Annotated in this window: 20 protein-coding genes and 1 tRNA gene; 11 read left to right on the top strand and 10 right to left on the bottom strand. The window is 66.8% G+C overall.

Features of this window, described 5'->3' with window-relative positions:
• Nucleotides 1-16: 16 nt before the first annotated feature.
• The 5 genes from AC07U0_RS10960 to AC07U0_RS10940 form a co-directional block, all read right to left on the bottom strand.
• A complete protein-coding gene (locus tag AC07U0_RS10960) occupies nucleotides 17-406 on the bottom strand; it encodes an energy transducer TonB (protein WP_494720047.1) in 390 nt (129 codons plus the stop codon).
• Nucleotides 407-408: 2 nt separating this feature from the next.
• The gene (locus AC07U0_RS10955; RefSeq protein WP_494720279.1) at nucleotides 409-1227 is read right to left on the bottom strand and encodes a 3-hydroxybutyrate dehydrogenase; all 819 of its coding nucleotides are present in this window, start codon (nucleotides 1225-1227) and stop codon (nucleotides 409-411) included.
• A 103-nt stretch (nucleotides 1228-1330) separates the two neighbouring features.
• Nucleotides 1331-2104, bottom strand: coding sequence for a peroxide stress protein YaaA (gene yaaA, locus AC07U0_RS10950; protein WP_494720046.1), 774 nt, complete (start codon nucleotides 2102-2104; stop codon nucleotides 1331-1333).
• A 74-nt stretch (nucleotides 2105-2178) separates the two neighbouring features.
• Nucleotides 2179-5127: a PAS domain-containing protein gene (locus AC07U0_RS10945; RefSeq protein ID WP_494720045.1), complete on the bottom strand. Its 2949-nt coding sequence runs from the start codon at nucleotides 5125-5127 to the stop codon at nucleotides 2179-2181.
• A 163-nt stretch (nucleotides 5128-5290) separates the two neighbouring features.
• Nucleotides 5291-6697, bottom strand: coding sequence for an FAD-binding oxidoreductase (locus AC07U0_RS10940; RefSeq protein ID WP_494720044.1), 1407 nt, complete (start codon nucleotides 6695-6697; stop codon nucleotides 5291-5293).
• A gap of 55 nt (nucleotides 6698-6752) precedes the next feature.
• Here AC07U0_RS10940 and AC07U0_RS10935 point away from each other — a divergent pair, with 55 nt between their 5' ends.
• The 4 genes from AC07U0_RS10935 (at nucleotide 6753) to AC07U0_RS10920 (ending at nucleotide 9274) form a co-directional block, all read left to right on the top strand.
• Nucleotides 6753-7184: an NUDIX hydrolase gene (locus AC07U0_RS10935; protein ID WP_494720043.1), complete on the top strand. Its 432-nt coding sequence runs from the start codon at nucleotides 6753-6755 to the stop codon at nucleotides 7182-7184.
• Nucleotides 7185-7336: 152 nt separating this feature from the next.
• On the top strand, nucleotides 7337-7684 hold the full coding sequence (locus tag AC07U0_RS10930; protein ID WP_494720042.1) for a hypothetical protein: 348 nt from the start codon (nucleotides 7337-7339) through the stop codon (nucleotides 7682-7684).
• Between the two features lie 149 nt (nucleotides 7685-7833).
• A complete protein-coding gene (locus AC07U0_RS10925) occupies nucleotides 7834-8811 on the top strand; it encodes an SPFH domain-containing protein (protein ID WP_494720041.1) in 978 nt (325 codons plus the stop codon).
• A 4-nt stretch (nucleotides 8812-8815) separates the two neighbouring features.
• Nucleotides 8816-9274: an NfeD family protein gene (locus AC07U0_RS10920; protein ID WP_494720040.1), complete on the top strand. Its 459-nt coding sequence runs from the start codon at nucleotides 8816-8818 to the stop codon at nucleotides 9272-9274.
• Here the strand turns inward: AC07U0_RS10920 and rnhA are convergent.
• Entirely contained in the window at nucleotides 9271-9738 is a 468-nt protein-coding gene (gene rnhA, locus AC07U0_RS10915; RefSeq protein ID WP_494720039.1) for a ribonuclease HI, read from the bottom strand. The genes AC07U0_RS10920 and rnhA overlap by 4 nt on opposite strands.
• Before the next feature lie 105 nt (nucleotides 9739-9843).
• Here rnhA and AC07U0_RS10910 point away from each other — a divergent pair, with 105 nt between their 5' ends.
• The 4 genes from AC07U0_RS10910 to AC07U0_RS10895 all read left to right on the top strand — a co-directional run bounded on the left by AC07U0_RS10910 (nucleotide 9844) and on the right by AC07U0_RS10895 (nucleotide 13241).
• The gene (locus AC07U0_RS10910) at nucleotides 9844-10059 is read left to right on the top strand and encodes a twin-arginine translocase TatA/TatE family subunit (protein WP_494720038.1); all 216 of its coding nucleotides are present in this window, start codon (nucleotides 9844-9846) and stop codon (nucleotides 10057-10059) included.
• Between the two features lie 28 nt (nucleotides 10060-10087).
• Nucleotides 10088-10717, top strand: coding sequence for a Sec-independent protein translocase protein TatB (gene tatB, locus AC07U0_RS10905; protein ID WP_494720037.1), 630 nt, complete (start codon nucleotides 10088-10090; stop codon nucleotides 10715-10717).
• Nucleotides 10714-11610 carry a twin-arginine translocase subunit TatC gene (tatC, locus tag AC07U0_RS10900; RefSeq protein WP_494720036.1) on the top strand — a complete coding sequence of 299 codons (897 nt, stop codon included), beginning with the start codon at nucleotides 10714-10716 and terminating at the stop codon, nucleotides 11608-11610. The genes tatB and tatC overlap by 4 nt, the downstream gene beginning before the upstream one ends.
• Nucleotides 11611-11747: 137 nt before the next feature.
• Entirely contained in the window at nucleotides 11748-13241 is a 1494-nt protein-coding gene (locus tag AC07U0_RS10895; protein WP_494720035.1) for a putative bifunctional diguanylate cyclase/phosphodiesterase, read from the top strand.
• A 9-nt stretch (nucleotides 13242-13250) separates the two neighbouring features.
• On the opposite strand, the gene AC07U0_RS10890 is transcribed toward AC07U0_RS10895, so the two are convergent.
• The 3 genes from AC07U0_RS10890 to AC07U0_RS10880 form a co-directional block, all read right to left on the bottom strand.
• Nucleotides 13251-14126 (bottom strand): FkbM family methyltransferase, encoded by an 876-nt coding sequence (locus tag AC07U0_RS10890; protein WP_494720034.1) that lies wholly within the window; start codon nucleotides 14124-14126, stop codon nucleotides 13251-13253.
• A 99-nt stretch (nucleotides 14127-14225) separates the two neighbouring features.
• A complete protein-coding gene (gene glnA, locus AC07U0_RS10885; RefSeq protein WP_494720033.1) occupies nucleotides 14226-15635 on the bottom strand; it encodes a type I glutamate--ammonia ligase in 1410 nt (469 codons plus the stop codon).
• Nucleotides 15636-15709: 74 nt separating this feature from the next.
• Entirely contained in the window at nucleotides 15710-16048 is a 339-nt protein-coding gene (locus tag AC07U0_RS10880) for a P-II family nitrogen regulator (RefSeq protein ID WP_207931906.1), read from the bottom strand.
• A 114-nt stretch (nucleotides 16049-16162) separates the two neighbouring features.
• Between AC07U0_RS10880 and AC07U0_RS10875 the strand changes: the two genes are divergently transcribed.
• From AC07U0_RS10875 to AC07U0_RS10865, 3 genes are all read left to right on the top strand, one after another.
• Nucleotides 16163-16987, top strand: coding sequence for an NAD(P)H-hydrate dehydratase (locus tag AC07U0_RS10875; protein WP_494720032.1), 825 nt, complete (start codon nucleotides 16163-16165; stop codon nucleotides 16985-16987).
• A gap of 104 nt (nucleotides 16988-17091) precedes the next feature.
• Nucleotides 17092-17406 (top strand): hypothetical protein, encoded by a 315-nt coding sequence (locus AC07U0_RS10870; protein WP_494720031.1) that lies wholly within the window; start codon nucleotides 17092-17094, stop codon nucleotides 17404-17406.
• Between the two features lie 55 nt (nucleotides 17407-17461).
• Nucleotides 17462-17546 (top strand) — tRNA-Leu (locus AC07U0_RS10865).
• Nucleotides 17547-17690: 144 nt separating this feature from the next.
• On the opposite strand, the gene AC07U0_RS10860 is transcribed toward AC07U0_RS10865, so the two are convergent.
• A complete protein-coding gene (locus AC07U0_RS10860; protein WP_494720030.1) occupies nucleotides 17691-19259 on the bottom strand; it encodes an amino acid permease in 1569 nt (522 codons plus the stop codon).
• Between the last annotated feature and the right edge of the window lie 132 nt (nucleotides 19260-19391).

The raw sequence follows: 19391 nt of genomic DNA, 5'->3' as shown, positions 1-19391 counted from the left end.
TCCGGTTGTCGGTCGCCTATTGCAGGATGAAGTTTGCGGTGAACCGGACCATGGCGTTCGGTGCGGCGTTGGACATGGATCGGCGCGTCAGGCGCGCCTCGGACGCCGCTCTCAGGATCTCCTCACCGAAGCCTGCGCCCGTCGGTTGTTCGAGGATGACCTTGCAATTGGTCAGTCTGCCGTCCGCCTGCACACCGCACTCCACGCCGGCACGCCCCGTGCTGATGCGCTGGTTCATCGCGGCGGCCGGAAACTCCACTGCGGGCGGGCGCTCCCACTGCGGCATGCCGATCACGGACGCGAGGGCCTCCTGGTTGGGAGCTGTGGGCGTCGGGGCCGTCGTCTGGGCTTCGGCGCCCAATGGCGCAAACGCCCCAAGAACCGCCGTTGCGACGACCAGGCCCATCCTCATCGGGCGGTCCAGCCGCCGTCGATGGAGAAGCTGGCGCCCGTCGCCGAGGCCCCGAGATCGGAGACCAGATAGAGGAAGATGCCGGTCAGTTCGTCGGTCGTGACGAACCGTTTGGTCGGCTGGGCCTCGAGGATGATGTCCTTTAGGGCGACCTCCTTCGAGACATTGTTCAGACGGGCCTGATCGGCGATCTGGGCCTGGACCAGCGGGGTCTCGACGAAGCCGGGGCAGATGGCGTTGCAGGTGACGCCGTCCTGGGCCAGTTCAAGCGCCACCGTCTTGGTGAAGCCGATCACCCCGTGCTTGGCCGCGACATAGGCCGACTTGAACGGCGAGGCGACCAGACCGTGGGCCGAGGCGATGTTGACGATCCGTCCGCGGCCCTGCGCCTTCATGATCGGGATCGCCGCCCGGGTGGCGTAGAAGGTCGAGGACAGGTTGATGGCGATGATCTTCTCCCACTGGTCGGCGGGGAATTTCTCGACGGACTCGACGTGCTGGATGCCGGCGTTGTTGACCAGGATGTCGACGCGGCCCAGCTCGTGCTTGCCATAGGCCACCATGTCGGCGACCTCCTCGCCGCGCAGCATGTTGGCGGCGTGGTAGCGGACCTTGACGCCGCAGCTGGCTTCCAGCTCAGCGCGGGTGCGTTCGATCTCTGCCGGGTCGCCCAGGCCGTTCAGGACCACGTCGCCGCCACGCGCGGCCACGGCGCGGGCCAGGGCGAGGCCGATGCCGGAGGTCGAGCCGGAGATGACCGCCACCTGACCCGACAGGTCGTTGGGGTCGCGGTACACAGGACGCTGGTTATCCATCGCGGCGGGCTTGGTCCGGTTGAACATGGCGGCGTTTCCGAAGGCTCAGTTTCTGCTTTGAAGACAGCCTAGTCGCTCACGGCGGCGAAGGCGACAGGTCGGATCAAGAATTTCCCGATCGGGTGAATATCCAGTCCGTTTCGGTCGAGAGCGACTTGTCGAACCTGTATCCGTCACGGTCGAACGCCTTGAGGTCCTCGGGGTTCTCGATCCGCTCGTCGATGGCGAAGCGGGCCATGGTCCCACGGGCCTTCTTGGCGAAGAAGGAGATGATGCGGCTTTCGCCGTCCTTGTTCTCGCGGAAATTCGGGGTGACGACGGGGATTTTCAGGGCCTTGGCGTCGACTGCGCCGAAGTATTCCTGGCTGGCCAGGTTGACGAGGACCGGCGTGGCCTGGCCCTCGGCGTCGAGGTTCAGCTGTTTCGAGATCCGGTCGTCCCAGAAGTCGTACAGGCTGTTTCCGCGCCGGGTCTTCAGCCGCACGCCCATTTCCAGACGATAGGGCTGGATCCGGTCCAGCGGACGCAGCAGGCCGTAGAGACCCGACAGGATGCGCAGATGGCCTTGTGCCCATTCCAGCGCCTTCGGATCAAGGCTGCGGGCGTCCAGACCCTGGTAGACGTCACCGGCGAAGGCCATGACGGCCTGAATCCCCGCTTCGGTGTCGGCGGGGTCGAAGGCCTTGAAGCGCTGCTGGTTCAGCTTGGCCAGGTCCTCCGAGATGCCCATCAGCTTGCGCAGATCGGCCTTGGTCTGGCGCTTGGCGGTGCGCGACAGGCTGGCGATGTCCTCGACGAAGCGCGGCGCGGTGGCCGGCAGGGCAGGGTCGGTCTCGGTGAAATCCAGCCGCTTGGCCGGGGACAGCACGATCAGCACAGGTCGCTCCAGAAGTCAGAGCCGCGAGATAGGCCGGTTCGGTGACGAATTGAACCGTGTGGGACGAACTGTCCTCAGCGTTCGATCATCTCGCGGACCTTGTCGCCGAGGGCGGCCATGACGAAGGGCTTGGTCATGACCTCCATCCCGGGGTCCAGATGGCCGTTGCCCACGGCGGCGTTCTCCGCATAGCCGGTGACGAACAGGATCTTGAGCTCGGGACGGACCTCGCGCGCGGCGTCGGCGACCTGACGACCGTTCATGCCGCCGGGGAGGCCGACGTCGGTGATCAGCAGGTCGATGCGGACGTCGGTGCGCAGAATCTCGAGCCCGGACGGGCCGTCGGGCGCCTCCAGCACATGATAGCCGGCGTCGCCGAGCACTTCTGCGACCAGCATTCGCACGGTTTCCTCGTCGTCGATGACCATGACGGTCTCGCCGTGGCCGCCGTGGATGACCGGGGCGATGCCGTCTTCGTCCGCAATCTCCATCTCGCCGGTGTAGCGCGGCAGATAGAGACACATGGTCGTGCCCTTGCCGAGCTCGGAATAGATCCGCACCTGGCCGCCCGACTGGCGCACGAAGCCGTGGATCATCGACAGGCCGAGGCCCGTGCCCTGGCCAAGCGGCTTGGTGGTGAAGAAGGGATCGAAGACCTGGGCCTGGACCTCGGGCGTCATGCCCGTGCCGGTATCCGTGACGCACAGGGACACGTACTGGCCCGGCAGAAGATCGCGGTGGCGCGCGGCGCGGTCGTCCAGCCATTTGTTGGCCGTCTCGATGGTCAGGCGGCCGCCGCCGGGAGCCATGGCGTCCCGGCCGTTGATGCAGAGGTTAAGGAGGGCATTCTCCAGCTGGGGCGCATCGATGCGGGTGGTCCACAGGCCGCCGGCGCCGACGACCTCGACCTCGACGTCCGGGCCGACGGTGCGGCGGATCAGGTCTTCCATGCCGCCGATCAGGCGGTTGACGTCGGTTGGCCTGGGGTCGAGCGTCTGGCGGCGCGAGAAGGCCAGCAGGCGCTGGGTCAGGGAGGCGGCGCGCTGGGCCGACCCCTGGGCGGCGTCGATGTAGCGTTCCATGCCGTTCAGCCGCCCCTCGCCGAGACGCTTGCCGAGCAGCTCCAGACTGCCGGAGATCCCGGCCAGCAGGTTGTTGAAGTCGTGGGCGATGCCGCCCGTCAGCTGGCCCACGGCCTCCATCTTCTGCGACTGGCGCAGGGCTTCATGGGCGCGGTTCAGCTCCTCGGTGCGCTCGACGACGCGTTCCTCGAGGGTGGCGTTGAGGGACTGGAGTTCGCGCTCGGCGACCTTCTTGGCGGTGAGGTCCTGGAACAGGACCGCGACCTGCTTGCGCTCGGGCGGTTCGATGCGGAAGGCGGACAGTTCCAGCCAGCGGCCGGTGGCGACCAGCTCCTGTTCGAAACGGATCGGCTGGCCGGTGTGCAGAACCGCGCCGTAGCGGTCGACCCAGGCCTGGGCCTCGTCGCCGACCATCTCGCGCAGGGTCTGGCCGACGACGTTCTCGATCCCGGCGTTGGCGGCATAGGCGGGGTTGGCCTCGACGTGGACGTAGTCGCTGTCCGGGCCATGCGGGCCGTCGAAGAATTCGATGACGCAGAAGCCCTCGTCCATGGTGTCGAACAGGGTGCGGTAACGGCTTTCGCTCTCGCGCCGTTCGGCCTCGGCCCGAACGCGTTCGACGTGGGCCCAGGAGCGGGTGACCACCTCGCGGATGGTAGTCAGCTCTTCCTCTGCCCAGACGTGCGGCGTCGCGTGATGCACCGCCATCAGGGCGATCAGCCGGCCTTCCTTGAGCAAGGGCATGCAAACGGTGGCGGCGATGCCGATGCCCTGGAAGGTTGCGGCCTCTTCCGGGGGCAGTTCCTGGAGGTTGTCGTTGACGATCAGCGGGCGGCCGGCGCCGAGCTCCTGTACAGCCAGCCGACCGAAGTCGGCCAGGTTGTAGTGGCCTACGATGCTGGTCGAGCCCGGAGCGGCCCAGTCGCCCCGGATGGTGAAGCCGTTCTCGTCCGCGTCCATATCGGCATAGGCCACGACCGAGGCGCCCATATGCTCGCCGGTCAGGCGGGTGATGATGGACAGAATCTCGGCGGCGTCGACCGCGCCCTGGGCCGTGGTGGAGAGGGAATCAAGGAAGCGCAGGTGGGCCTCGCTGCGGGCGAGGGCCTCCACGATCTGGCGGCGGTCGGTGATGTCGAACGACACGCCGGGCAGGCGGGCGGGTTTGCCGTTCTCGCCGTGGATCACCCGCCCCTCGGCCGCCACCCAGCGGATCGAGCTGTCGGGCATGACCAGCCGGTACTCCGAACGGAAGGTCGAACCGGTGTCGAGCGTTTCCTGGATCGCCTGACCGACCCGGACGGCGTCGTCGGGATGGATGGCGGTGAAGAAGCCGGCGATCGGGGCGCCAGTGCGGGCCTGTTCCGGATCAACGCTATAGAGTTCGGCGAAGCGGGCGTCGGCGACAACGCGATCTTCAGCGATGTTCCAGTCCCAGGTTCCGACGCCACGCCCGGCAGAGAGGGCGAGATCAAGTCGTTCGTTGACCTCGCTCTTGGCGCGGTCGGCCAGAATGCGATCGGTCGTCTCGGTGACAAAGACCATCACGCCCGCCGGATGGCCGCTCTCGTCGGGCACCGGGCCGTAGTCGAGGTCGAGCCAGGCGGGTTCGGGGACGCCGCGCCGGTCAAGCACCAGCTCCTGATCCTTGAGCGACCAACTCTCGCCCGCCAGACCGCGGCGGATGTTCCCGGCGTTGAAGTCGGCGATCTCGGGCCAGGCCGCCTGGGCGGGCATGCCGAGGATTTCGGGATGCCGCTGGCCGGCGAAGCGGGCATAGCCGTCGTTGTAGATCAGGACGCCTTCGGGACCCCAGAGCAGGACCATGGGGTTGGGGGCCGCCGCCAGCATGCCCACGACCGTTCTCAGACTCTGCGGCCACGCGCCGATCGGTCCCAGAGGCGTCGCGGCCCAGTCATAGTCACGGATACGCGCCGCCATCTCGCCGGATCCTCGCGGGAAACCGGCGCCGGCTGCAGCATGGGCGGTAGATTCGGACAGCGACGTATTCCCCAACGCTTCAGGATTCGGGAATCCCGATTTCGGTCAACGCGGAATGCCCGAAAAGGCTTCACCATGAAACGCCAGAAATTCCCGGCAGATGTCAGAACAGCACAGCCGGGTTCATGATCCGCTTCGGGTCGATGGCGCGGCGGATGGCGGCCATGGTCTCGACCTCCAGCGGCGACTTGTATTTGCGGACCTCGTCGGTCTTCAGCCGCCCCAGACCGTGTTCGGCGGAGATGGAGCCGTCGTAGCGGGCGACGACGTCGTGGACGACCGCCGACCCTTCCTTCCAGCGGCCGATAAAGGCGGGGATGTCCTCGCCCACGGCCGGCAGGATGTCATAGTGCAGATTGCCGTCGCCGACGTGGCCGAAGACCGAGACGCGGGCGCCGGGATGGAAGCGTTCGACCGCCGCCGTGGCCTCGTCGATGAAGTCGGCGATGCGGCTGATGGGCACGGAGACGTCGTGTTTCCAGCCGCCGCCCTCGGGCTTGAGCGCGGCCGAATGCTCCTCGCGCAGACGCCAGAAGGCGGCGCGCTGGCTGTCGTTCTGGGCGATGGCCGCGTCGGTGATCAGGCCTTCCTCGAAGGCGACTTCCAGCAGCGCGTCCAACTGGGCCTCAGCGCCGCCGGGCGTGCCGGAGGCGATCTCGATCAGCACCGACCATTCGGGAATCGGGTCGAGCGGCCAGCGGGTGTCGGGGATGTTCTTGATGACGAGGTCCGCGCCCAGACGCTTCATCAGCTCGAAGGCCTCGACCCCGCCACCGGTCTCGGCGCGGGCGCGGGCCAGCAGCTCGACCGAAGCGGCCGCCGTCTCCAGGGCGACCATGGCCACCGCTCGCGACCGCATGACCGGATAGAGTTTCAGCGTCGCCGCCGTGACCACGCCCAGCGTCCCCTCGGCGCCGATCAGCAGTTGCTTGAGGTCATAGCCGGTGTTGTCCTTCCGCAGCCGCTTCAGGCCGTTGAAGATCTCGCCATTGGGCATGACCGCCTCGATGCCGAGGACCTGATCACGCATCATGCCGTAGCGCAGCACCTGGGTGCCGCCGGCGTTGGTCGAGATGACCCCGCCGATGGTCGCCGTGCCCTCGGCCGCGAGGCTAAGCGGGAAGAAGCGGTCGGCCGCCGTCGCGTGCTGCTGGGCCTCCAGCAGGGTGATGCCGGCTTCCAGCGTCATGGCGTCGTCCAGCGGCGTCACATCGCGCACAGTCCGCAGGCGGCGCGTGGACAGCAGCACTTCGCCGTAAGGGATCTGGCCGCCGACGAGGCCGGTGTTGCCGCCCTGCGGAATGATGGCCACGCCGTGGGCGGCGCAGATGGAAACGGCCCTGGCCACCTCTTCGGTCGAGCCGGGGGTCAGCAGGATCGGGGTCTCGCCGGTCCAGCGCCCACGCCATTCGGTCAGGTGCGGGGCGACCGTGAACGGGTCCTGGCTCCAGCTCGCCGGGCCGAGCGCGGCCTTGAGTTCGTCGAGTACGGCGGGAGAGGGCGCGGTCATGGGCGTCTTCTGTCAAAAACGTGCACGCGACGGAAGCCGAAAGCTATGCTGGGGCATGGATTTTGCGCCCAAGCCCCCGATTCCCGTGCCTGCCGTCGGCGTGGTCTGCATCCGTGAAGGCGAAGTCCTGCTGATCCGCCGGGGCAAGCCGCCGAGGGCAGGGGAGTGGTCGCTGCCCGGCGGACGGATCGAGCCCGGCGAGCGGGCCGTCGACGCCGCCCTGCGCGAACTGCGCGAAGAGACCGGGGTGGAGGCGGAACTCATCGGCCTGATCGATGTCGTCGACGGCATCTTCCCCGAGGCCGGGATGCACTATGTGCTGATCGACTACGCTGCACGCTGGCTGTCCGGAGAGCCGGTCGCCGGCGACGACGCGGCCGAGGCGCGGTTCGTGCCGATCGCCGCGATCGACGCCCTGATCGACTGGAGTGAGACCCGCCGGATCATTCGCGAAGCCTCTAAAAGGACGGCCCGTGCGGCGCGGTGATCGCCGTCTCGCGCGGTATTCCAGCTTTGGAACGCAGCGAATTATCAAGGCTGCGATCGCGGTCTTCCGGCGCAAGATAACGGCGATCCGGTAATCGTCGGGTCAGGGGGCTAGCCCGTCGGCGTCACCGCCGGCCTTGGAGACCACGACCTATGATGAAGTTCGCGAAGGCGGCGCTCGCCGCCGCCCTGCTCAGCGCGACCGCGCCCGTCGCCGCCATGGCGCAGACGACCGAGCCGGTCAGCTTCACGCTGAACAACAAGACCCACCACACCCTGGTGTCGCTCTATATCTCGAAGGTCTCCACCAACGACTGGGAGGAGGACATCTTCGGCAGCGAGGTCCTGAAGGCCGGCGAGAGCGTCGAGGTGACCATCGATGACGACCTTGAGGACTGCAACTACGACGTGAAGGCGACCTTCAGTGACGGCGACGACGTCATCGTGGCCAATGAGGACTTCTGCGAGCTGGACGGCGGTTCGATCGACATCAGCGAATAGGCTTTGCCGCACAGGCTAAGGTTCAGGGCGGTCTCTGCGAGGCCGCCCTTTGTCGTTCCTCAGGTTGTCAAAACCGGTCGAACGCCGTCCGGTTTCCGTGGCGGCCCTTATGGCGAAGGTCTAGGATGGCTCCATAAGGGAGACTGTTCATGAGTTATGTCGCCATCGCCCTCGTGGTGATTTTCGCCTTCGTTCTTCTGTTCAGCGTCATCAAGATCGTGCCGCAGGGCCGTGAATTCACGGTCGAACGCTTCGGCCGCTACACCAAGACCCTCAAGCCCGGCATCAACATCCTGACCCCGTTCGTCGAGCGGATCGGCCGCCGCATGAACATGATGGAGCAGGTCCTCGACGTGCCCCAGCAGGAGGTAATCACCAAGGACAACGCCATGGTGAAGGTCGACGCCATCGTCTTCATCCAGGTGATGGAGGCCTCCTCGGCCGCCTACCGGGTCGAGAACCTGCCCTATGCGATCACCCAGCTCTGCATGACCAATCTGCGGACCGTGGTCGGCTCGATGGAGCTGGATGAGGTGCTGTTCCAGCGCGACTCGATCAACAGCCGGCTGCTGACCGTCATCGACGCCGCGACCGAGCCGTGGGGCGTCAAGGTCAACCGGATCGAGATCAAGGATCTGACCCCGCCGGCCGACATCACCAACGCCATGGCCCGTCAGATGAAGGCCGAACGCGAGAAGCGCGCCATCATCACCGAGGCCGAGGGTGAGAAACAGGCGGCCATCGCCCGCGCCGAGGGCGCCAAACAGTCTGCCATCCTCCAGTCCGAAGGCCGCAAGGAAGCCGCCTTCCGCGACGCCGAGGCCCGCGAACGCGCCGCCGAGGCCGAGGCCAAGGCGACGGCCATGGTGTCGGAGGCCATCGCCCGCGGCGACGTCAACGCCATCAACTACTTCGTCGCCCAGAAGTATGTGGAGGCCTTCGCCGAACTGGCCCGCAACCCGACCCAGAAGACGGTCATCGTCCCCGCCGAGATGAGCGGTCTGGTCGGCACCATCGCCGGCATCGGCCAGCTAGTCGGTCTGGCCCAGGACCAGCAATCGCGGCCCACCCCGCCTTCGGCTCCGACGCCCGCCCGTCGCGGCGGCGCCGTGCCGCCGAGCGCGTGACGCCATGAGCGCCCTCATCGACATCTACGCCGCCCAGCCCTTCTGGCTGTGGCTGGCGGTCGGGGTGGTCCTGCTGGGGATCGAGGCGGCCATTTCGACCGAGTGGCTGCTGTGGCCGGCGGTCTCTGCGGGGGTTGTGGCCGTGGCCTGCGCCCTGGGACTCAGGCTCGGCTTCCCGGCGGAGGCGGCCCTGTTCGCCGTCCTGACCCTGATCTCGACCTTCGCCTCGCGCCGGCTGGTGCAGCGGCTCAACCCGGATGAGCACCCTGACATCAACGACCGCGACGAGCGCCTGATCGGCCAGCGCGCCCGGGTGGTCGAGGGCTTCGTCGACGGCCGCGGCCGGGTCTTCGTCTCGGGCGCCGAATGGCCCGCCGAGATCGAGGGCGAGCCCCCCATGGTCGGTGACAGCGTGGTCGTCGAACGGACGACCGGTTCGGGCCTGAAGGTGCGGGCGGCCTAGGGGCGCGCTCGCGCAGCCGCCTTCATCTCGCTGATGCCGCGGTTGGCCAGTTCGTCGGCGCGCTCGTTGAGCGGGTGACCGGCGTGGCCCTTGACCCAGTGCCATTTGACCTTGTGCTTCGTGCGGGCGGCGTCGAGCCGCTTCCACAGGTCGTCGTTCTTGACCGGCTTCTTGTCTGCCGTCAGCCAGCCGCGCGACTTCCAGCCCGGGATCCATTTGGTGATGCCGTCCAGGACGTATTTGCTGTCGGTGTGCAGATCGACGTCGCAGGGCCGGGTCAGGGCTTCCAGCGCCATGATCGCGCCCATCAGCTCCATGCGGTTGTTGGTCGTCAAGGGTTCGCCGCCCGACATTTCCTTGGTCTTTCCGGCCGCCTGCAGAATCGCGCCCCAGCCGCCGGGGCCCGGATTTCCCTTGCAGGCGCCGTCGGTGTGGATGATCACGTGATTTGAGGGGGCGTTCATGGCGGTGTGACTACAGCGTCGATTGCCGCGCCGCCAAGCAATAGCCTATATGGCGCCTGAAGATTTGTGACGGGGCCGAATCCGGCCCTTTTGGGAGACGCCGCCGTGGGCAGCATGAGCATCTGGCATTGGGCCATCGTCGCGGTCGTCGTGCTGCTGGTTTTCGGCGGACGCGGCAAACTGTCCAACATCATGGGCGACGCGGCCAAGGGCATCAAAGCCTTCCGTGAAGGCCTGAAGGACGAGGACAAGGACGGCCCGAAGGACGGCGTGTCCAGCCTGCCGCGCACCGACGCGGAAAAAGAAGAGCTGAAGCGCTAGTCGCTACTGACCGGAAAGAGCCTGCAGCATGGGCGGTCTGGGTCCCGGTATCGGGGGCAGCGAGTGGTTCATCATCGGCCTTGTGGCGCTTCTGGTCGTAGGACCGGAGCGTCTGCCCGGCCTGTTGCGCCAGTTGGGCAAGATAGTCGCCAAGGCGCGCGGCATGGCCAATGAGTTCCGCGCCAGCTTCGACGAAATGGCGCGTCAGTCCGAGCTCGATGAGCTCCGCAAGGAGGTCGAGGCCCTGCGCACCGGCCAGAACAGCCCCGTGCGGCTGGGCGCGGACGCGGACGCCGCCTTCAAGGGCATCAAGGACGAGTTCGACAAGCCGCTGTTCGCCGATACGCCGGCGACGGTCGTGCCGGAAGCGGTCGCCGAACCCGCGTTGACGCCCTCGGCTTCGGAATGGCCGGACGGCGAGCCGGTGATGATGCCTGTGGCCACCCCGCCGCTGGCCGAGGCTGAGCCCGTACCGGTGAAAGCCCCCGCGAAGCGCAAGACGTCGGCCAAGGCCGCGACCTCGCCTGCCAGGACCGTCGCCAAACCCGCCGCCAAGGCTCCGGCCAAGGCGCCTGCTGCTAAAGCCAAGGCCAAGGCCTCTCCCGCCAAGGCCGCGCCGAAGCCCCGCGCGCCGCGCAACAGCAAGCTCGACCAATGACCTACGACCGCAACGAGGCCGAGATCGAGGCGTCGCGCGCCCCGCTGATGGACCATTTGATTGAGCTGCGCGGACGGCTGATGGTCTGCGTCGCCGCCTTCGCCATCGGCTTTCTGGTCTGTTTCTACTTCGCCGGGCCGCTCTATGTGTTTCTGGTCAAGCCGTTCGCGGCGGCGGCGGCCCTGCACGCCGAGTCGGTGACCAGGGGGACGGGCGGGCACGGCGTGTCGCCCTTCGACCTGATTCTGGTGACCATGGGCCTCGAGCCCATGCCACACACCACGACGACGGCGACCCAGCTGATCTATACGGCGCCGCTGGAAATCCTTTTCACCAAGATGAAGCTGGCCGGGTTCGGCGCGATCGTTCTGGCCTTTCCGGTGATCGCCTGGCAGCTGTACCGGTTCGTGGCGCCGGGCCTGTACCGCAACGAGCGGGGCGCCTTCCTGCCGTTCCTGATCGCCGCGCCGCTGCTGTTCGTCATGGGCGCAGCCCTGGTCTATTTCGTCATGCTGCCGTTCGTGATGTGGTTCTCGCTGAGCCAGCAGATCACTTCCGACACCATCTCGGTCGCCCTGCTGCCCAAGGTCTCGGAGTATCTGAACCTGGTCACGGCCCTGCTGCTGGCCTTTGGCCTGTGCTTCCAGCTGCCCGTAGTGATGACCCTGCTGGGCATGGCGGGACTAATCACTTCGAAGCTGATGGTGACCAGCCGACGCTACGCCATCGTCGGGGTGGTGGTGGTCGCCGCCGTGGTCACCCCGCCGGATCCGATCAGCCAGCTGATGCTCGCTGTGCCCTTGGTGCTGCTCTACGAAATCTCGATCTGGTGCGTCCGCATCATCGAGCTGCGCAAGCGCAAGGAAGACGCCGCCGAGGGCCTGGCGGCCTGATCTTCGGCGTTTGAACAGCCGTCTCCGGCCGGTTCTTGCTACCGTTGGCATATACGGCCACGGGCGGCGCTACTCCCGGTGTTTACGGCTTGCCAAGGATTGGCGCGCACTCTGGCAGTCTCCTGTCAGGATCCGCCGTGAGCCCTGTTCCCGCCCGCCAGCCGCTGGATATCCTCAGCACGGCCGCCGCCCTGTCGATCATGGCGTTGATGGTCGTTCTTCTGGTGATCGCGGCCAATGATCCGGCGGACCGCAATCTGGTCACGACCGTCGCCGTCGGTCTGGGGGCGGCCGGACTGATCCTGTACCGCCAGCTGCGCAAGAACGAGGGCGGGCTCAAGATGAGCGAGGCGCGGGCCCACTATTCCGCGACCCATGACCCCGTCACCCGCCTGCCGACCAAATCCCTGTTTCTCGACCGGATGGCCGAGCTGCCGGACGAGGCCCGGGTCGGGGTCTTCTGCATCGGCCTGGACCAGTTCGAAGAGTTGTACGACTTCCTCGGCCACGACGTCGGCGACCGCGTGATCGCCGAGCTGTCGACGCGGCTGGCCACCGTCTGTCCCGAGACCGACACCGTCGCCCGAATCGCCGACGGCGTCTTCGCCCTCTACTGGCGCGATCTGACCCCGGCCAAGGCCGAAGGCGTCGCCGCCCAGCTGCTGCGCCTGCTGGCGGCGCCCTGTGAGGCCGCGTCGAAGGACACCGTCATCTCCGCTTCCATCGGTCTGGCCTTCTGGACGCCCGCGGACGGCCGACCGGAGGAGGGGCTACGCCGCGCCCGTCTGGCCATGGCCGGCGCCCGCAAGCACGGCGGGGCCGGCTGGCGCGCCTTCGATCCGGCCATGGACAGCGAACTGCGCGAGCGAAAGGCGCTGGAGGCCGACCTGCGAGCGGCCCTCGCGGAGGGGGAGGGCGCCCTGACCCTGTCCTACCAGCCCCAGGTCAACGCCCGGGGCGCCATGACCGGGGTTGAGGCCCTGATGCGCTGGAATCATCCGGTGCGAGGCGTCATCTCGCCGACGGTCTTCGTGCCCCTGGCCGAGCACTGCGGCCTGTCGGAAGCCGTCGACCGGTTCGCCCTGAAGCAGGCCTTCGTCGACAGCCGCCGTTGGCCCACAATCCGGACGGCGATCAACATCTCCGCCACCCAGGTCCAGGCCGGGGACCTGGTCCGGCTGCTGCAGGACCTGCTGACCGAAACGGGAGCGTCCGCGAAGTCGCTGGAGATCGAGATCACCGAAAGCGTCCTCCTGTCCGACGATCCGGAGACCTATGAGACGCTGAAGGCCGTGCGCAAGATGGGCTTCACCCTGGCCATCGACGACTTCGGCACCGGCTACTCCAGCCTTGGCTATCTGAAGCGGTTCCCGATCGACAAGATCAAGATCGACCGGTCCTTCGTCACCCATCTGGGCATGCAGCCCGAGAGCGACGCCATCGTCCGCGCTATCGTCGAAATGGCCGAGGCCCTAGACCTGAAGGTTCTGGCTGAGGGGGTCGAGACCCGGGCCCAGGTCGACCGGCTGGCCATCGTCGGCTGTGGCGACATCCAGGGCTTCTACTTCAGTCGCCCGGTCGAGGCCGAGGCTATCGACCGTATGCTGGCCCGCGACGCCAAGGTCGCCTGAGGGGTCCGTTCAGGGCTCCAGGAACAGCATCCAGTCGTCAGTGCGGGTCGTGTCCAGCAGAGGCGAACGATCCGCCGGAGAGGTCCGGCCGTCGCGCCCGATAACGCTGATCCGGCCGTAGACAGTCTCCAACCGGTCCAGCAGGCCGGCCGGGTCGGCGCAACGCAGGGCGTTGAACTCGAGCACCAGCATCGGCCGGTCGCGCTGGATCAGGGGCCAGGCGCCGTCGAGGAAGGCCTCCTCATGGCCCTCGACGTCCACCTTCAGGAAGTCGATGCGCGGCCAGTCGGCCAGAAGGGTGTCGAGCCGCGAACCCTTGACCGCGACCGTGCCTGTGGCCGCCTCCGGGATCAGGTGGCCGTTCTTGGGTTCGTGGTCGGGGACGCTGAGGTGCAGGGTCACGCCGTCCTCGGCGCCGGCAGCGTGCTCGAACAGGTCGACGCGCGTCTGAAAGCCGTTGGCGTAGAGAGAGCGCCGCATGAGCCCGGCCAGGCGCGGATTGGGCTCGATCGCCGCGACCCGGCCCTCTGACCCCGTCAGATGGGCGAACAGCAGGGTGTAATAGCCGTGGTTGGCGCCCGCATCGACGATGCGCATCCCGGGCATGATTCGCCGCGCCATGAAGGCCGTCAGCCAGCCCTCCCACAACCCGTCCAACATGACGTGGACGCCGAAGCCGACGTCGTCTGAGGCGACATAGAGACGATAGCGGCTGAGCACCCGGCACAGGACCGTGCGATCGCCCACATAGACCGCGCTGGCCATCGCCCGACTGCGGCGCAGCAAGGTCTCTGCATCCATCCGGCGAAGGGCCTTCAGCGGGATCGGGCGCGGGCCGGTCAACGATTGGGGCAGGGCGTTTCGCAACCGGTTCAGCAGTGTCACGCGCGAGCCCCTTCAGAAACGAACCGGCCGGGAGCGACGGTGTCGTCCCGGCCGGAGTGCGTCTGATGTCCGGCAGGGCCGAAGCCCCGCCGTGATCCATCAGCAGCTGTAGTACATGTCGAACTCGACCGGGTGCGGGTGCAGTTGCAGACGCGCGACCTCTTCCATCTTCAGCTCGATGTAGCTGTCGATGAAGTCGTCATCCATGACGCCGCCCTTCTTGAGGAAGGCGCGGTCCTTGTCGAGGCTGTCCAGCGCTTCCTTCAGCGAGCCGCAGACCTCGGGGATCGAGCCGCGCTCTTCCGGCGGCAGGTCGTAGAGGTTCTTGTCGGCGGGGCCGCCCGGATCGATCTGGTTCTCGATCCCGTCCAGACCGGCCATCAGCAGGGCGGTGAAGGTCAGGTAGGGGTTGCCCATGGGGTCGGGGAAGCGGGCTTCGATACGCTTGCCCTTCGGCGACGAGACCCACGGAATACGGATCGAGGCCGAGCGGTTGCGCGACGAATAGGCCAGCTTGACCGGCGCTTCGTAACCCGGGACCAGACGCTTGTAGGAGTTGGTCGTCGAGTTGGAGAAGGCGTTGATGGCCTTGGCGTGCTTGATGATGCCGCCGATGTACCACAGGCATTCCTGCGACAGGCCGGCGTATTTGTCGCCGGCGAAAAGCGGCTTGCCGTCGCGCCAGATCGACTGGTGCACGTGCATGCCCGAACCGTTGTCCTTGAACATCGGCTTGGCCATGAAGGTCGCCGACTTGCCGTAGGCCGCGGCGACGTTGTGGATGATGTACTTATACAGCTGCAGGCGGTCGGCCATGGTCAGCATGTCCGAGAACTTCAGGCCGAGCTCGTGCTGGGCCGGGGCCACCTCGTGGTGGTGCTTCTCGGGCTGCATGCCCATGTCGCGCATCACGCCCAGCATCTCGGCGCGCAGGTCCTGGCCCGAATCGACCGGGTTGACGGGGAAGTAGCCGCCCTTCGGCCCAGGGCGGTGGCCCATGTTGCCTTCGGTGTATTCCGAACCCGTGTTCGACGGCAGCTCGATCGAGTCATACGAGTAGCTGGTGTGGCCCGGCTCGGTCGTCCAGCGGACGTCGTCGAAGATGAAGAACTCGGCTTCCGGGCCGAAATAGACCACGTCGCCCACGCCCGAGGACTGGATGTAGCTAAGGGCCTTCTTGGCCATCGAGCGGCTGTCGCGGTTGTAGGGCTCGCCGGTGTCCGGGTTCATGACGTCGCAGAACAGGAACATTGTCGTCGCCTGATAGAACGGGTCGATGTAGGCCGTCGTCAGGTCGGGCTTCAGCAGCATGTCCGACTCGTTGATGGCCTTCCAGCCCGCGATCGACGAGCCGTCGAACATGGTGCCTTCGTTCAGGAACTCTTCGTCGACCAGGTCGATGTCGAAGGTGACGTGCTGAAGCTTGCCACGGGTGTCGGTGAAACGGACATCGACGTATTTCACGTCCTTGTCCTTGATCTCCTTGAGGATCTTGTCGGCCGCGCTCATGTCTCGATGGTCCTGTTTCTTATGGGGAGGAAAGCTGTGTCGTCGGGTCCCAGAAACCCTTCGACGGGATGGAATCAAACGGCCTGGGCGCCGGTTTCTCCGGTTCGGATTCGGATGACGTCGGTGACTTCGGTGACGAAGATCTTCCCGTCGCCGATCTTGCCGGTGCGGGCCGCCGTCTGGATCGCCTCGACCACGGCCGGGTAGAGGTCGTCGGCGACCACCACCTCGATCTTGATCTTGGGCAGGAAGTCGATGACGTACTCAGCCCCGCGATAGAGCTCGGAATGTCCCTTCTGGCGGCCATATCCCTTGGCTTCCAGCACAGTCATACCTTGCACTCCGATGTCCTGGAGCGCCTCTTTCACATCGTCCAGCTTGAAGGGCTTGATGACGGCTTCGATCTTTTTCATCGCATTCCCGAGGCGGCTCTTGATTGGCCGGACGCTCGGGGACCAAAGGGACATCGCATTGCACAATAAGGCAAGCCCCATTTGTATTTTCAGTGACAGAGGACGGACCGATAGATGACGGAATCCAACACCCCGGCTCTCTGGCGCAATATTCTGCCGTGGCCCGGTCCGGATGCGCATAAACATCAACGGGGTCGGCTGGGCGTTGTGTCCGGCCCGGCCTTCAACACGGGGGCTGCAAGGCTGGCGGCGCGGGCGGGTCTGAGGGTCGGCGCGGGTCTGGTTCGCATCCTGTGTCCGCCCGGCGCGGCGCCGGTCATCGCCCCGACCGTGACGGCGATCATGATCGACGAATTCCTGTCGCCCGAGGCCCTGGGCCGGCTGGCGGATCCGCTGGACGCCGTGGTCATCGGCCCTGCCGCGGGGCTGGAGGAAGAAACCGGCTACAACCTGGCGGCGCTCGGCCGGACCGGGGCGGCCCTGGTGGTCGACGCCGACGCCCTGACCCTGTTCAAGGACCGGCCCAAGGCCCTGTTCGCCTGCCTCGACCGCGATGACGTCCTGACCCCGCACGAGGGGGAGTTCGACCGGGTGTTTCCGAATCTGCTCAAGCACGGGCGCGAGACCGCCGCCTGGGAGGCCGCCCGGGTCGCCGGCGCCGTGGTGGTGCTGAAGGGCCGGGAGACGATCATCGCCTCGCCCGACGGCCGGCTGAGGATCAACCCCAACGGCTCGCCCTGGCTGGCCACGGCGGGCAGCGGCGACGTGCTGGCGGGGATGATCGCGGGTCTGATCGCCCAGCGGATGGACAGTTTCGACGCGGCCTGCGCCGCCGTCTGGATGCACTGCGACGCGGCCGCCAGATTCGGCCCGGGCCTGATCGCCGAGGACCTGCCGGAACTGCTTCCGGCGGTGCTGCGGGACCTCCGCCCAGAGTGAACGGCGCTCTCCGGCATCGTCCACAGGAACAGGAACGGAACGGCAACAAACGTCTTGAGCCGATTCAGCCGCCTCCCTAGCCTGAGGGTCGAGAGGGAGCGCCCATGCACGACGTCAGGCACGACATCAGGACCGAACGATACAGCCGGCCCGGCCTGCGTGGCGCGACGCACTCTGCGAACGCGATTCACGTCACCGGCGCCCAGCTGGTCGTCGCCTGCGCGGGCGCGGAGTGCAGCCACGAGATTCTGGTCGATCCCCAGCCCCTGTTCGGCGCGCGCCGCTTCTGGCCCGTCAGCGGCCGCTCCGAGCGCTTCCGCTGCCGCTGCGGCTCGCGCGAGACCCGACTGACCTATACGGCGGGCGTGGTGGCCAACGATGACCCGCTCAACGAAGACGCCATCCGCCTCTGGGCCTAGGCTTCGGGGGCGTAGACGCGAGCGCGGCCGGCCTGTAGAGCGGCGCTCCTACCGTGCGGATGTGGCGAAACTGGTAGACGCACCAGATTTAGGTTCTGGCATCGCAAGATGTGGAGGTTCGAGTCCTCTCATCCGCACCATCTCATTTTAGGGCGCTAACGCCCGGCTTGCGGAGCCTCGCTGCTTGAGCGCGGGTTGGACGCGAACGCTCGCTAATTGCAATCGCATTGCCCAACAAAAAAGGCCCCGGATCGCTCCGGGGCCTTTCTGTCGTTTGAGCCTGATCAGGCCGTCGCGGGCGGCGGCGGGATGTCGGCGTCGTCCTCGTGGACCTCGACGAGACCGCGGCCGAGGTGGCTCTTGCGGACGCCGTACAGGAAGTAGATCACCAGGCCGATGCCGCCCCAGATCGGAAGCACCATCTTGGCGTCGTGCGGCAGGTTCCAGAACAGGAAGGCGCAGCCGACGGCCGAAAGCGGCGCGAAGAGCCAAAGCAGCGGCGTTCTGAACGGACGCGGACGGTTCGGATCCTTGTAGCGCAGCACCAGCACCGCGATCGACACCATGAAGAAGGCGAACAGGGTGCCCGAGTTCGAGATGTCAGCCAGCTGACCGACCGGGAACAGGGCCCCGCCGATGGCCACCGCGATGCCGGTGAAGGCGGTCACGACGTAAGGCGTCTTGAACTTCGGGTGCATCTTGGTCAGGCCGTCCGGCAGCAGGCCGTCGCGCGCCATCACGAAGAAGATGCGGGTCTGGCCGTAGATCATCATCAGGATGACCGAAGGCAGGGCCAGCAGGGCGGCGGTGCCGAGGGCGTTGCCGATCTGCGGATGGCCGATGACGCGCAGGACGTGGGCCAGGGCCTCGTTCGAGCAGACCAGGGCTTGGGCGTTGGCGGGCAGGGCGCAGGCGGCGACGAAGGCCGGCGAGCCCGGCTGGACCGCTTCACCGGCGGCGCCGATGACCGGCTGTGCGCCGATGGCGCCGGCCGCGCCCAGGGCGACCAGCAGATAGAAGACCGTACAGATGCCCAGCGAACCGATCAGGCCGATCGGAACGTTGCGCTGCGGGTTCTTGGTTTCTTCAGCGGCCGTGGAGACGGCGTCGAAGCCGACGTAGGCGAAGAAGATGGAGGCGGCGGCGCCGACGACGCCCATGCCCGAATAGGCGCCGAACATGCCGTTGGGCATGAAGGGCGACAGGTTGGCCGTCTTGATCACCGGCAGGGTGATGACGATGAAGACCGCCAGGGCGATGACCTTGATGGCCACCAGGATGGCATTGACGCGCGCCGATTCCGTCGTGCCGATGATCAGCAGGCCGGTGACCAGCAGGGCCACGACGATGGCCGGAATGTTGATGATGCCCGCCGAGAAGTCCGGCACCGGAATGAAGCCGTGCATGGCCCAGGTCGGTCCGGCGGATAGAAGGTCCGGGAAATCGAACCCTAGCCCGTGTTCTATCAACCCCAGCACATAGCCCGACCAGCCCACCGACACGGCCGAGGCCGCCACGGCGTATTCGAGGATCAGGGCCCAGCCGACGCACCAGGCCAGCAGTTCGCCCATGACGGCGTAGGTATAGGTGTAGGCGGAACCCGAAACCGGGGCCATGGCCGCCAGTTCGGAGTAGCAGAGCGCGGCGACCGCGCAGACCGCGCCGGCGATCACGAAGCTGAGCATCATGCCCGGACCGGCCTTTTGCGAGGCGGCGGCGGTCAGAACGAAAATCCCGGTGCCGATGATGGCCCCGATCCCCAGAAGGGTCAGTTGGATTGGACCTAGCGACCGATGAAGAGACTTCTTCTCGGCCGTGGCTAGAATCGCGTCTAGCGATTTAACGCGCCACATGGATTACCCCTCGACTTGTTGCCCCCGGCTCCTGCCGGTTTGGGGCGGACGCTAGCCACGGAAATCCCGGTACGCAACGTGGTATCAGTCTGGTGAACCCGCGACGACGCTTTCGTGACCGGCTGCGTTGCC

This window comes from Brevundimonas sp. GW821-FHT02A10 (genome assembly GCF_059422025.1).
This window is presented reverse-complemented; position numbering and strand designations above follow the sequence as displayed.